The following is a 13,286-nucleotide window of genomic DNA, read 5'->3' on the forward strand; positions in this document are numbered from 1 at the left end:
TAATCTGGGGCATTTTATGCTGCGTCTTCAAAAGCTGACGAAAACATACAAAACCGGAGATCAGGCTCTGAAGGCCATTGATCTTGAGGTTCCAAAAGGACAGGTTCTTGCGTTGATTGGGCCCTCGGGGGCAGGCAAATCGACCATGATCCGCTGCATTAACCGGTTGGTTGAACCCACAAGCGGTGGCGTCCTTCTGGATGACGTGGACCTGACCAAACTCGGATCGGGCGCCTTGCGGAAAGCGCGCCGTGAAATGGGCATGATCTTTCAGGAATATGCCTTGGTCGAACGCCTCACGGTGATGGAAAACGTGTTGTCGGGACGGCTGGGATATGTGGGGTTCTGGCGCAGCTTTCTGCGGCGGTATCCGCAATCGGATGTCGACGAGGCCTTCCGCCTGCTTGATCGGGTAGGGCTTTTACATATGGCCGACAAACGTGCGGATGAACTGTCCGGTGGTCAACGCCAAAGGGTCGGCATCTGCCGCGCCTTGATTCAGAACCCGAAACTGTTGCTGGTTGATGAGCCGACTGCGTCGCTGGACCCAAAGACCAGTCGCCAGATTATGCGCCTGATCACCGAGCTGTGTCAGGAACGCGGACTGGCGGCCATTATCAATATCCATGATGTGGCGCTTGCCCAAATGTTCGTTCCGCGCGTCGTGGGCCTCCGCTTTGGCGAAATCGTTTATGACGGTCTTCCAACAGGCCTTACCCCCGAGAAGCTGACCGAAATCTATGGGGAAGAGGACTGGGAAGCGACCATCGAAAAAGTCGACGAAGATGAAGATGTCGAGGCTGCGGAATGAGCCATCGAGAACTAGACGACATGTTGGGAAAGGGTTGGCGTAAGCCTGCCTTTGTCAAAAACCCGTTGCTCCGCTGGGCATTGTTCTTGGGTTTTTTCGCCTACCTGATCGCGGCCTTTATGACCATCGAAGTTGATTGGGGTCGGGTCTATGAAGGACTGGACCGGGGGTGGGCATTTGTACTTGCGTTTACCAGCCCGGACTTCATTTCACGGTGGTCAGACATTTGGAGCGGCCTTCTGGAAAGTATCATAATGACCGTGGCTGCGTCGGTCGTGGGCATCCTGATTTCGATCCCGATTGGATTGGGTGCGGCCCGCAATATCGCTCCGCTGCCAATCTACATGATTTGCCGGGGCATCGTCGCGATAAGTCGAGCATTGCAAGAGATCATCGTCGCCATTTTGCTGGTGGCTATCTTCGGCTTTGGTCCACTGGCAGGGTTTCTTACGCTTTCCTTCGCGACCATTGGGTTTCTCTCTAAACTTCTGGCCGAAGATATCGAAGCCATGGACAAGGTTCAGGCCGAGGCGATCAAGGCCTCTGGCGCGCGCTGGCCACAATGGATCAACTATGGCGTTCAGCCTCAGGTGATGCCGCGGCTTGTGGGGCTTTCCATGTATCGGATCGACATCAATTTCCGAGAAAGCGCAATTCTTGGGCTCGTGGGCGCTGGCGGTATCGGTGCAACATTGAACACTGCGTTTGATCGCTATGAATACGACACGGCAGCAGCCATTCTTATACTCATCATCGGGATCGTCATGGCACTTGAATACCTTTCCGGAATTATCCGCGCGAGGGTTCAGTAATGCCGGTACTTGAACGCGACGACACACAAATCTGGCGCCGGCGAACGACGGGTCAAAGTCTGGTTCGATGGTTCGGCTGGCTGTTGGGCGTGGCAGTCTTTGTCTACTGCTGGCAGTTCATCTCGGAATCAACGACCTGGTTTTTCGTCTGGGACGCGCCCCGCATCGCCAACGATATCTGGACCCGTGCAACGCCTCCCAAATGGGACTACATCACCCAACTGGGCCGTCCGATTTGGGATACTCTGAACATCGCCACCCTGGGTACAATCATCGCTCTGTGCATGGCCGTTCCGGTTGCCTTTTTAGCGGCCCGCAACACCACACCATCGGCTTTGTTCATCCGACCCATTGCCCTGTTGATCATTGTCTCGACCCGCTCAATCAACTCGTTGATCTGGGCGCTTTTGCTAATCGCGATTATTGGTCCGGGTGTCTTTGCCGGTGTCATAGCAATCGCCATCCGTTCAATCGGGTTCTGTGCAAAGCTTCTTTATGAAGCAATCGAGGAAATTGATCACTCTCAGGTCGAGGCTATCACGGCAACCGGTGCATCGCGTTGGCAGGTCATGGCTTACGGAATCGTTCCGCAAATTCTACCCGCTTTTGCAGGCATTGCTGTCTTCCGTTGGGATATCAACATCCGCGAATCCACAGTGCTTGGGCTGGTCGGAGCCGGCGGCATCGGGTTGCAATTGTCAGCTTCACTCAACGTTCTGGCTTGGCCACAAGTCAGCCTGATCCTGATTGTAATTCTTGTCGCGGTCATGATCAGCGAATGGGTTTCGGCGAAAGTACGAGGGGCCATCATTTGACCGGTTTCTCTGCGCAAGAGGCTTTTGAAGCCTACGAGGCGGTACGACACCGCCTTCCGAAAACCTGCACAACTGAAGTGAGCTATCGTCAGGTCGAGACGCTAGAGGATATCGCTCATGAGTTCGACGTGTTTCTCCTCGACGCCTTCGGAGTTCTTAATATTGGCGACACGGCGATCCCGGAGACGCCGGATCGGGTCAGGTCACTGCAAGCCGCCGGCAAGCGTGTTCTGGTCGTGTCGAATGCCGCGGGGTTTCCCCACGCAACTCTTTTGGAGAAATATTCCAGGCTCGGCTATGACTTCGCACCGCAGGATGTGATCACTAGCCGGGCCACATTGTTGTCTGAGCTAAACGGCCAAAGTGAATTGCACTGGGGATTGATGGCAACCCCCAGCGCCGGTCTTCGAGATTTGGAGGGGCTGAAGCTATCCTACCTGGAAGATGACCCGACGCCCTACGAAACCGTCGACGGGTTTCTGATGATCGGGTCGGCAGTATGGACCGAAACGCGTCAGGCCATGTTGGAGGCCGCCTTGCTGGAGCGCCCCCGCCCGGTAATGGTCGGCAACCCCGACATTGTCGCTCCTCGTGAATACGGTTTTTCCCAAGAGCCCGGCCTTTTTGCGCACCGGCTGGCAGATCGGACAGGTGTCGTCCCTCAGTTCTTTGGCAAGCCTTTCGCCAACATCTATGACCTTGCGTTCCAACGCCTCGGGCACATCGACAAGTCCCGCGTTCTGATGGTTGGTGACAGCCTGCACACCGACGTTCTGGGCGCACGCAGTGCGGGCATAGCTTCGGCACTCATCTCAGGATTTGGGTTCTTTGCAGGGCATGATGTCGAAGCAGCGATCAGGCAGGCAGGGATAGTACCGAACTTTGTGGTAACCCGCCCCTGAGTTTAGGGCATTCTCTTTCGATGGATATTTAGTCCAACTCGAATAGCAGATCTCTCGGGCTTAGCCGCCCCTTATCTCCGCCGGGTACAAATTCGAACTCGTCTGTCCTCTGCTCTAACTCATCACCTTCAGCTGCCCGCTCAACCACGGCAGCTGCGCCACGGCAGGATCGACGATCTGGCTCTGCATCAGCCGCCGGATCATGTCCGCCACCTCCTGCGGCACCTGATCTGACCAGTCGGTACGGGTGAACAGCGAGATTGTGCGCGCGAATTCGCCAAACGGGGCAGGGTGGGCCTCCATCCCGTCATGGAACCGGGCCGCGCGCATATAACCCAGCGGCGTGGTGATCGCCCAGCCCAGACCCCGCGCAACCATCGCCATCAAGGCAAGGTGCGAGCCGATCTCGAACCGTTCCTCGAACTCCATCTGCTGCCGGGCCAGATGGCCCTCGATCTGGCGGCTGATCAACTGTTCACGGGCGTATCGCAGAAAGGGCAGGTCCTGCATCGGGTTGTCGGCCCCTTTGGGTGCGACCAGAATGAATGGGTCCTGCACCAGCGGGTATTCGACCACGCCCTCCAGCACCTCGCCGGAATGGGCCGACACGGCCATGTGCAGCCGCTGCGCCTCCAGCGCTTCGAACAGATCGAGGCTCGACAGGGTGATAAGTTTGAATTTCGACCGGGTGAGGCTGTCGGCCAGCAGGGTGGCCAGCCGGGGCGTCAGATCATTGTCGAAATCGTCGATCAACCCGATGGACAGCGTGGTCAGATGCCCCAGATCCATCACCGCCAGCTCGCTCTGGGCCACCTGCAGCTCGGCCAGAACCGCCTGCGCGCGGGCCAAAAAGCTGCGCCCGGCCTGCGTCAGCCGCATCGGCCGTCGCCCATGATCGACCAGATCAGTACCCAGAGCCTTTTCGAGATTGCGCAACTGCTGAGACACCGATGGCTGGCTGAGCCCCGTGATCTCGGCCGCCTGCGCCACCGATCCGGTCCGCGCCAGCGCCTCGAACACCTCAAGGCCCCGCAGGGTCAGCCCTTTCATCACCATCGCATATACCTTTCGCTGCGCCTTTCTGGGGCGCAGCGGGCATCAGGTCAAGGATTGCCTTGGGCTTAACTGCAGATCGCCTGCGCCATCTGGCCAAAGTTCTGATACCGATCCCACAGCGCATCATCGCGCGCGGTCTGCGACATCTTCAACTCCTGCGCCTGATGGGGGTCTTCGAACCACTTGGCCACGGTCTTCTGATCACCACGCGTCAACGCCTGATCTGCCACGCGCTGGATGCAAGTACACCGCGCCCGCGTCGCCGCCTCGCGGTCCGACGCCAAACACGCCCGCTTGATCTGCGCCGCGTCCACCGGCGGAGCAACCGCCGTCACCGATGCCGCACAAAATGCGATTAGGAGGAACTGTTTCATACTCGAGCCTCGTTTTTTGCCTGCCCGGACGGGTCTTATGCCCCTCTCGGTCTGCGGCGGAGTATGAATCAAAGTGGATTCGGGATCAATCACACGTTGCGAAAAAGTGAATACCCGAGTCGGAAACACCCCACCCCGTAGGCCGGGCCTCAGCCCGGTACTGGTTAGTGCAAGTAGGGCAACCAGTCTTCGAGGGCTTTGATAAGCTTGTCGAGCGCATAGTAACCGCCCACCAATGGCCCGCCCTGCTTTATCGCCGTCACAATAGCTGTATCCACTGCTAGGTCGGCCTTGCGACCAATCCACTTGGTGATAGCAAGAAAGCCGGCCTTTATTTTTTCAAGTATGCGCTCAATTTGCTCGAGAGCAGGATTTACCTCCTCTAAGGCAGTTGAAAGCTCTTTTTCCGCTTCCCGGATCAACCTTGCCGCACCAGACAAACGTTCATCGTCGATGCTCTCAGGAGGATTATTCCCCCCGATGCTGTGGCGAGCGGAAGCCTGTATGCTAAGGTTTTCTCTCAGGTCAAATAGGGCACTCTCGACCTCCCATCGCGCCCGGATTTGTTCAATCTCACGGGCAATTGCGTCAGCGCCAGAGTTCCATATGCTCTCATCGATCAGTGCAATCTTTCGTTGAAGTTCCCAGTCTAGCGGATTTCCCTCGAAAAAACCCTGGTGCCACTCTCGCCAGAACGAGTAGCTACTACTCTGGAAGTAATCTCGGAAATTGACTCTTTGATCTAAAGGAACCTTGAACGTGACCTTTTCAACCCAGAGTTTTTGATCGAAAACTCCATCACTAGGGAAAGCAAAGTCATTCAGGCTTGCTTTCGTCAAATTGATGAACGCCGAGTCATATGCATGCCTTGTTGACCAATCTTTGCGAGTCTTGGCATAGAGGAATTGTTCGTCGTCAGCGGCGGTTCCGAATGCAGCTGCCACGTTCTCAATTGTTTCCATTGCCTTGTCGTGGCTGTTTTCGAGCGTGGCAATGGCAGAAATGTGGGCAGAGGACTGATCTATGAAACGGTTTCCCTTCATTGGATTGGCAAGCGACTTCACCAAAGCTTCTCGTGATGCCGTGCAACCGAACCTAGAATAAACAAGTGCTTGCAAAAGTAACTTTCCGCGAGGGATCTAATGGCTCTCACTCGCGTCCTTGTTGCCACTAAAGTTTGCAGGAGGAAATCCTCGAATAGAAGCGTGCAACGCTATCGATGTGCATTTTTCTACAGTTTGATGCTCGAATTCTGAATTGAGACGCTCAAAAATATCAATTTCATTCATGGTTTCCCCGTTATGGAAAATCGGTGTTCCTACACACTAAACGTGCCACCTTGACCAACCCACGATTCCTCTACATATCCCCAACCCATGACAGACCTCGCTCATATCCGCAATTTCTCCATCGTCGCGCATATCGACCATGGCAAATCCACCCTTGCTGACCGGCTCATCCAAGAGACCGGAACGGTCAAGGATCGCGACATGAAGGAACAGCTGCTCGACAGCATGGATATCGAGCGCGAGCGTGGCATCACCATCAAGGCCAACACGGTTCGCATCGACTATACCGCCGACAATGGCGAGGCATACGTGCTGAACCTGATCGACACCCCCGGCCACGTGGACTTTGCCTATGAGGTCAGCCGGTCCATGCGCGCGGTCGAAGGCTCTCTACTGGTTGTGGACTCGACCCAGGGGGTCGAGGCGCAGACGCTGGCGAATGTCTATCAGGCCATCGACGCGGATCATGAGATCGTGCCGGTGCTGAACAAGATCGACCTGCCCGCGTCCGATTGTGACCGCGTGGCCGAACAGATCGAGGATGTGATCGGCATCGACGCGACCGATGCCATTCAGGTCAGCGCCAAGACAGGGCAGGGCATCCACGAGACGCTTGAGGCCATCGTGCACCAACTGCCCGCACCGCAGGGCAATCTTGACGCGCCGCTCAAGGCGATGCTGGTGGATTCGTGGTACGACGCCTATCTCGGCGTCATCGTTCTGGTCCGCATCATGGACGGCACGCTGAAAAAGGGGATGCGTGTCAAGTTCATGTCGAACAACACCCTGCACCATGTGGACCGCGTCGGTGTCTTCCGGCCTGAGATGGAGATGGTGGACAGCCTCGGCCCGGGTGAGATCGGCTTCCTGACTGCCTCGATCAAACAAGTCCGCGACACCCGCGTCGGTGACACCATCACCAATGACCGCAACGGCAGCGAAGAGGCCCTGACGGGCTTCAAACCCGCGCAGCCGGTGGTGTTCTGCGGCCTCTTCCCCGTCGACAGTTCCGAATTCGAAGACCTGCGCGATGCGATCGACAAACTGGCGCTGAACGACGCCAGCTTCAGCTTTGAAATGGAAACCTCGGCCGCGCTTGGTTTTGGCTTCCGCTGCGGCTTCCTTGGCCTTCTGCACCTAGAGGTCATCCGCGACCGCATCGAACGCGAATATGATATCGAGCTCATCACCACCGCGCCGTCGGTGATCTATCACGTCTACATGAAAGACGGCGAAATGATCGAGCTGCACAACCCCGCCGACATGCCCGATCCGTCCAAGGTCGACCATATCGAGGAGCCGCGCATCAAGGCGACCATTCTTGTTCCGGATGAATACCTCGGCGACGTGCTGAAACTCTGCCAGGACCGCCGCGGCATCCAGCTGGACCTGACTTATGCGGGCAGCCGCGCGATGGTCGTCTATGACCTGCCGCTGAACGAGGTTGTCTTTGACTTCTACGACCGCCTGAAATCGGTGACCAAGGGCTATGCCTCGTTCGACTACCAGATGACCGGCTATACCGAGGACAATCTGGTCAAGATGTCGGTGCTGGTGAATGACGAACCGGTCGATGCGCTGTCAACCATGGTTCACCGCGACCGGGCCGAGATGCGGGGCCGGGCGATGTGCGAAAAGCTCAAGGACCTGATCCCGCGCCACATGTTCAAAATCCCGATCCAGGCCGCCATCGGAGGCAAGGTCATCGCCCGCGAGACCCTCTCGGCCCTGCGCAAGGACGTGACCGCCAAATGCTACGGAGGCGACGCCACGCGGAAACGCAAACTGCTGGACAAGCAGAAGGCGGGTAAGAAGAAAATGCGTCAGTTCGGGAAGGTCGATATCCCGCAGGAGGCGTTTATTAGCGCCTTAAAAATGGACAGCTAACAGCTGGCCATTTTTACGGCGGGTGGGCGAAAGCGGTTGGCGCAGCCAACTGCATCTGGACCATTTAACTCAAGCGGCAGTAACAAAAAAATTACACAATTTCTTGGTTGTGTGCCTATTGTGGGTAGCTACATTTCGTGTAAATTTTTCAACATACACAGTATGTTGTGGAACTGTTATCCGATTGCAACGCATGCTCAATAAACTATTTGTCAAGACACTTGCGCAAACTTATCAAAATGATAAATGATGAGTCGAGCAGCAAAACAAAACCGCGGCGAGAATGGCTGATCAACAACCTTGGACTACTGCAAACGCAACAAGCAACATCAACGCAATTGCGCGTGATCGAACATGCGATTTCGCGTATACTGCGCACTCTAGAGAAAGGATGAACGAACGTGGTCTAATTATGTCTGATGTTCTTTTCGTATTGAAGCATGGCTTCGTTTACGAGGAACCTGAACCTTCGACTGTACCTGGCCTTTATAAATATAGGGTTGATAGCCAGTCCCCGAATTCGGGCGCTAGATATCTAAGAGTCGTTGCAATTCCAGACAAAGAATCGTGCCAAATCAAAGTTGTAACAATAATGTGGCGCGACGAACCATGATGGAGAAAAAATGGGAGCTTACCACTATACTGAGTGTGGCTTGGACAATGTGTTCATAGAGGACATGAACATGGTTCAAGATCACGCAGGAGAAGCGACTGTTACTGTGCCGGCGATTGGCCTGCTGCATCAAGTAATCGCCGAGGGCATCGTGACATTGCCTTCGAAAATGAGCGGCAAAGAACTGCGCTTCCTGCGCACAGAAATGGGACTAACACAAGAAAAACTGGCAGATATCCTCAAAGTGACACTTCTCACCGTAAGTCGATGGGAACGTGAGGAAACACCAATTAAAGATACTGCGGAAATGCTTATTCGCCTAATGGCGGTCGAGCGACTGGAGTTAGATGTCGACATGGACATTGATGAGGTGTCGGCGAAGGTGACATTGGGTCCGAGAAAAGACCCGATAAGAATCGACGGTAGTGATCCCAAGCACTATCAGCTAATGGCCGCATGACTCGAACAAAGGCCCCCTCGGGGGCCTTTTTTTATTGCATTTATCCTTTCTGCAGGTTGCCAGATTCTTTGAGGTTGTTTCAAAGCTCAAATCCGCCCACCCGCCCGGCGGCACCGCCGGGCCGCGCCGACCCGCCCCCATGGGGCGGCGCGTTTGCGCCTCCCCTCGGGCCGGCGCTGCCCTCAGATCTTTTGATCGAACGGTATTCATAAACTGTAGGGCGGGCTTCAGCCCGCCACTCGCGCCTGACCCAAACTCAACGCGCGTGGAGCGGAAGGGTTTGACGGCGGGCTGAAGCCCGCCCTACGGGTGGATTGGTGGGTTGAAAACCCACCCTACGTAGGATGGGTTTTCAACCCATCACCCACACTGTGACCCACCTCACAGCCCCAAACCCTCACACCTGCTACACTTGACCCAACGGAACCCTCGGCAGGAGGCCCATATGTCCACATCCATGATCCCCATCATCGCCCTCGGATCGGCAGGTCTCTATTCCGTGGCCATGATCGCGATGAAATTCTGGTGGAAAATCCCCGGTATCGGCCTCAGCCTGCTGATCGTCGGGGCCCTGCTGGCCGCTGCAACGCTGGAACTCGCCGCGCTGCGCGAGGAACGGCTGGGTATCATCTATACTGGCATTCTGGGGGCCGAGGTCATCCTGATCGCCATCGCCTCTTATTTTCTGTTCGGCGAGAATTTTTCGCATCGCGAAGTCGCCGGGATCGGTCTGGTTCTGATCGGCACCGCATTGGCATGGGCCTGAGGCGAACATTAAGCGATTATGAACTTTCCCTTAGGTAAGTTGTAACCGGCCCACACTCTCCCAATCTGTATCCCACAGCAAGGATGTTCGCATTTGAACTCCAAAGGGTCGCTTTCAGGAGGAGATCCCCATGACCAGATACATGACTGCCGGAGCAGCCGCTCTGGCCACGAGCCTCACCCTTGCCACCGCCGCGATGGCCGATACGCCGGACCTGCGCGGAACATGGGTGGGCAGCTATACCACCGTTGGCCCGAACCGGACCACAACCGGGGATGCGCCGCGTTTCAACAATGCCGAGTGGGTGCTGGACATCCAGAAGCAGCAGGACAACGTGTTCTGGGGGCCCAGTAAGTGGCGTCCGAATGCGGCTCAGGACTGGCGCGTCATGGATGCCACCGGGACCATCTCGCTGGATGATCCGACCCGGGTCAGCATCGTGGAAAGCTCGGCCAATCCCGAGATCGGCGTCAACGCCTTGATCGATGCCCGGTATCAGGATGGCAAGATTTATGCGGATTTCCGTAGCCTGCGTCGAGGAACGACCTACAGCACCGTTCTGGAACGTCAGGTGAACTGAAGCGTCTTCGGCCTGACCGGATGTTAAAGGGGGTATATGCCGCTGCGTATTGTGAGTGCGGCAGGAGTAGTAGGTACCCCGGTCAGGTTGGAGCGCTTCTCAGGAACATGCGCCTCCACAGGGAGGAGCAGGGCCGGGCGGCGATCTCGCCGCCCGCGACAGGATCCAGCCCCCCGCGTTTGAGGATGCGGCGTTCCTCGGCTCGGGTCATCTGGATCTCGCGGACCTTCAGCGCGGCGTCGCGCGCGGTGAGGTAAGAACCGTCCGGCCCAGGTTCCATCCCCGGAATACCACGCCCTTTCGACCACCACCCGCGCAGCCCGCTGAGCGGGTGTTTGCGTCCGATCCGGCCATCATCCTGCAACTGCCAGATCCGCTCGGCCTCGGCCATCGAGACCAGAGCAGCGAGCGGTTTGCCATAGCGGGTCAGCACGATCACCTGTCGGGGGTCTTGTGAGAGGGTGGTCAGCTCTCCCAGCCGGGCACGGGCTTCTGAGATGGTCAGGCGCATGGGCGAATCTCCGGTTGTACGATTCGAAAGATTGGGGGTCTGAGTGTTGTACAACTCGGACAATTCGCCCCTAACGCAGCGCACGGAGGCTTTGCAGGTGCAGAAACTGGTGAAAATCGGGGTGGTTTCTTAAGTCTGGACTTATCCCCACACAACCCCGCCGAGTTGTGTCGATTTCAGAGTTGTCCACATGCCTCTCCCGCTGGATATCAACAGTTTATCCCCGTCTAATTTTCATGCTGCAGTGCTATTTTCTTGCCGGTTCAGGGTGCTGATGCAACAGTCTGATCACTGCTTCAGTTCTTCGCAACAGGGGCGGGACGCAAAGGCCAAGGGGGTCGCGGCGGCGAAGGCAAGTTCTAGGATTTGTTCTTGGTTGCAATGACTTACCGGTGGTGGATCAGGTGATCCGGGCTTCGTGTTCGGGTCAGGTGGTTAGCCTCTCAGAAGGTCGATGCGGGCTGCGGCGCGACATAGCGCGTGCGGCAGTCGCCAAGGTCCCTTCGGGGGCGGCGGCAACTGGATCGAGATGCCCCTCGGGCGGATCGGACCGGCAAGGCGTCAGGAGTGTCCGCAAGGATGCATGCAAAGACCGCGTCTGAGCACCTGACGCCTTTTCCTTTTTCAGAACCATCGGTTCATACAGGCTACCACGCACCACCACCCTTCAGATGAAAACGGGGTTCTTTCGCATGAACGAAAGAACCCCGTTGGTTCGTCAGAAATGCAATGCCGCGTCTATGCACCTGTCTTGTCAGATTAGCCGCCTGCAGGAACCAAGGCAACAACATATTGCGGCCTGTTGCATCGTTGCCGCAATATGCTGGAGAGGTTTAGATGTTCTCCTGAACATCCTCGGCAGCGTTCTGAATGGCGTCACCCGCCTTTTCGATGTCTTTGCCCGCGCCTTTTGCAGTTTCACATGCGGTCAATGTGAACAAGGCCAAGCCAATCATGAATGCACGGATCATCGGGAACTCCATCAGTGTTTGTTTGGTTTTGGTTAGCAGCTTTGAGAACAAACAGCTACCGGTTTTAGCGAGGAGCGAGCCACGATGCCGGCCTTCGGAAAAAACGCTCGATTAACAGACTCATCCGAATGTCAAAGCAAACCACAAAGATGAAATGACAGGAGTGATCAGGACGCTTTGGAACTGCAAAAGAGCTCATAAACCACTTCCAGCATGCGGACGGGTCGATCGTCTGCCAGCCGGTAGTATATGGCCTTACCCTCGCGCCGGGGCACAACCAGACCTTCGAGCCTGAGCCGCGATAGCTGTTGCGAAACGGCTGCCTGCCGGGCGGACAAAAGCCGCTCCAACTCGGTCACCGATTTCTCGCCAGAGACGAGATGGCACAGGATCATCAAGCGCCCTTCATGGCTGATTGCCTTTAGGAAATTTGACGCTCGCGTCGCGTTTTCAACCATCTGGTCCAGATCGTTGGGCGACATATCCTTGGTCAGCTGAGAAAGAGCCATTTTCGTGTTCCTTACAAGTCCCGCAGTGTAATTGAGGCAGCGCGCAGCAGCCGACGCGGTGGTGTATCTTGGTACAGATATCAGGCGTGTTTTTCTATATGCACGGATCAAAATGGCGTGATGTGTCGAACACGAATGCGCGGGGTCATTCTGAATGCTTGCTCGCAAAGCCACACGCGCCGATGAACGCGCGGCCCCCCTTGCAGCCCCTCTGTGGCGGCACTAAGACTCAGGTAACTCTTCTCCGGGTAATGTCCCGATCAACATCAAAGCAGGCAGGTTCCCATGTTCGATCCAGTTGACACATACATGAACACACTCGTCCCCATGGTCGTCGAACAGACCAGCCGGGGTGAGCGCGCATACGACATCTTCTCGCGCCTCCTTAAAGAGCGGATCATTTTCATCAATGGCCCGATCCATGATGGGATGAGCCATCTTGTGGTCGCGCAACTGCTGCATCTTGAAGCGGAAAACCCGAGCAAAGAGATCTCAATCTACATCAACTCGCCCGGTGGCGTGGTGACCAGTGGTTTGTCGATTTACGACACAATGCAGTATATCAAGCCGAAATGTTCCACTTTGGTGATCGGTCAGGCGGCCTCGATGGGTTCAGTTCTGCTGGCCGGTGGCGAGAAGGGGATGCGGTTTTCGCTGCCTAACAGCCGCATCATGGTGCACCAGCCCAGCGGCGGCTATCAAGGGCAGGCCAGTGATATCATGATCCACGCGGCTGAGACGCAAAAGCTGAAAGATCGCTTGTATGATATCTATGTGCGTCATACCGGACAGACCAAGAAGGCGGTTGAAAAGGCGCTGGATCGTGACAATTTCATGAGCCCGGAAGAGGCCAAGGACTGGGGTCACATCGACGAGATCGTCGAAAACCGCGCCAAGATGGACGGTGACGAGGACTAAGTTCAAAACCGC

Annotated in this window: 16 protein-coding genes; 10 read left to right on the forward strand and 6 right to left on the reverse strand. The window is 56.2% G+C overall.

Annotated elements, in window-relative coordinates:
* Positions 1-16: 16 nt before the first annotated feature.
* Genes phnC through ACR0AZ_RS01970 form a run of 4 tightly spaced genes read left to right on the forward strand, consistent with a single transcriptional unit; the run spans position 17 to position 3,340 of the window.
* Positions 17-811, forward strand: coding sequence for a phosphonate ABC transporter ATP-binding protein (phnC, locus tag ACR0AZ_RS01955; RefSeq protein WP_170352080.1), 795 nt, complete (start codon positions 17-19; stop codon positions 809-811).
* Positions 808-1,623 (forward strand): phosphonate ABC transporter, permease protein PhnE, encoded by an 816-nt coding sequence (phnE, locus tag ACR0AZ_RS01960; RefSeq protein WP_480666643.1) that lies wholly within the window; start codon positions 808-810, stop codon positions 1,621-1,623. The genes phnC and phnE (ACR0AZ_RS01960) overlap by 4 nt, the downstream gene beginning before the upstream one ends.
* Entirely contained in the window at positions 1,623-2,438 is an 816-nt protein-coding gene (phnE, locus tag ACR0AZ_RS01965) for a phosphonate ABC transporter, permease protein PhnE (RefSeq protein ID WP_480660912.1), read from the forward strand. Before phnE (ACR0AZ_RS01960) ends, phnE (ACR0AZ_RS01965) begins: the two co-directional genes overlap by 1 nt.
* Positions 2,402-3,340 (forward strand): HAD-IIA family hydrolase, encoded by a 939-nt coding sequence (locus ACR0AZ_RS01970; protein WP_480666644.1) that lies wholly within the window; start codon positions 2,402-2,404, stop codon positions 3,338-3,340. The genes phnE (ACR0AZ_RS01965) and ACR0AZ_RS01970 overlap by 37 nt, the downstream gene beginning before the upstream one ends.
* Before the next feature lie 114 nt (positions 3,341-3,454).
* Here the strand turns inward: ACR0AZ_RS01970 and ACR0AZ_RS01975 are convergent, their stop codons facing one another.
* From ACR0AZ_RS01975 to ACR0AZ_RS01985, 3 genes are all read right to left on the reverse strand, one after another.
* Positions 3,455-4,396: a LysR family transcriptional regulator gene (locus ACR0AZ_RS01975; protein ID WP_480666645.1), complete on the reverse strand. Its 942-nt coding sequence runs from the start codon at positions 4,394-4,396 to the stop codon at positions 3,455-3,457.
* 65 nt (positions 4,397-4,461) lie between these two features.
* A complete protein-coding gene (locus ACR0AZ_RS01980) occupies positions 4,462-4,770 on the reverse strand; it encodes a hypothetical protein (RefSeq protein ID WP_480657156.1) in 309 nt (102 codons plus the stop codon).
* A 164-nt stretch (positions 4,771-4,934) separates the two neighbouring features.
* Positions 4,935-5,834 (reverse strand): hypothetical protein, encoded by a 900-nt coding sequence (locus ACR0AZ_RS01985; protein ID WP_480666646.1) that lies wholly within the window; start codon positions 5,832-5,834, stop codon positions 4,935-4,937.
* A gap of 312 nt (positions 5,835-6,146) precedes the next feature.
* Here ACR0AZ_RS01985 and lepA point away from each other — a divergent pair, with 312 nt between their 5' ends.
* The 5 genes from lepA to ACR0AZ_RS02010 all read left to right on the forward strand — a co-directional run bounded on the left by lepA (position 6,147) and on the right by ACR0AZ_RS02010 (position 10,365).
* Positions 6,147-7,946, forward strand: a complete 1,800-nt coding sequence (gene lepA / locus ACR0AZ_RS01990; RefSeq protein ID WP_480666647.1) for a translation elongation factor 4 — start codon at positions 6,147-6,149, stop codon at positions 7,944-7,946.
* 283 nt (positions 7,947-8,229) lie between these two features.
* Complete coding sequence (locus tag ACR0AZ_RS01995; RefSeq protein ID WP_480666648.1) at positions 8,230-8,559, forward strand: DUF4258 domain-containing protein; 330 nt, start codon at positions 8,230-8,232, stop codon at positions 8,557-8,559.
* A gap of 70 nt (positions 8,560-8,629) precedes the next feature.
* Positions 8,630-9,019, forward strand: coding sequence for a helix-turn-helix domain-containing protein (locus ACR0AZ_RS02000; protein WP_480666650.1), 390 nt, complete (start codon positions 8,630-8,632; stop codon positions 9,017-9,019).
* A gap of 445 nt (positions 9,020-9,464) precedes the next feature.
* Positions 9,465-9,785 carry a hypothetical protein gene (locus ACR0AZ_RS02005; protein WP_480666651.1) on the forward strand — a complete coding sequence of 107 codons (321 nt, stop codon included), beginning with the start codon at positions 9,465-9,467 and terminating at the stop codon, positions 9,783-9,785.
* Between the two features lie 130 nt (positions 9,786-9,915).
* On the forward strand, positions 9,916-10,365 hold the full coding sequence (locus ACR0AZ_RS02010; RefSeq protein WP_480535918.1) for a hypothetical protein: 450 nt from the start codon (positions 9,916-9,918) through the stop codon (positions 10,363-10,365).
* Positions 10,366-10,447: 82 nt separating this feature from the next.
* On the opposite strand, the gene ACR0AZ_RS02015 is transcribed toward ACR0AZ_RS02010, so the two are convergent.
* The 3 genes from ACR0AZ_RS02015 to ACR0AZ_RS02025 all read right to left on the reverse strand — a co-directional run bounded on the left by ACR0AZ_RS02015 (position 10,448) and on the right by ACR0AZ_RS02025 (position 12,356).
* Positions 10,448-10,876, reverse strand: a complete 429-nt coding sequence (locus tag ACR0AZ_RS02015; protein WP_480469241.1) for a type II toxin-antitoxin system prevent-host-death family antitoxin — start codon at positions 10,874-10,876, stop codon at positions 10,448-10,450.
* Positions 10,877-11,709: 833 nt separating this feature from the next.
* Positions 11,710-11,847: an entericidin A/B family lipoprotein gene (locus ACR0AZ_RS02020; RefSeq protein ID WP_480469242.1), complete on the reverse strand. Its 138-nt coding sequence runs from the start codon at positions 11,845-11,847 to the stop codon at positions 11,710-11,712.
* A gap of 167 nt (positions 11,848-12,014) precedes the next feature.
* Entirely contained in the window at positions 12,015-12,356 is a 342-nt protein-coding gene (locus tag ACR0AZ_RS02025) for an ArsR/SmtB family transcription factor (RefSeq protein ID WP_480469243.1), read from the reverse strand.
* A gap of 285 nt (positions 12,357-12,641) precedes the next feature.
* On the opposite strand from ACR0AZ_RS02025, the gene ACR0AZ_RS02030 reads away from it, so the two are divergent.
* Positions 12,642-13,274 carry an ATP-dependent Clp protease proteolytic subunit gene (locus ACR0AZ_RS02030; RefSeq protein WP_480469244.1) on the forward strand — a complete coding sequence of 211 codons (633 nt, stop codon included), beginning with the start codon at positions 12,642-12,644 and terminating at the stop codon, positions 13,272-13,274.
* Positions 13,275-13,286: the final 12 nt, after the last annotated feature.

Source organism: Ruegeria sp. BE3, assembly GCF_056538865.1.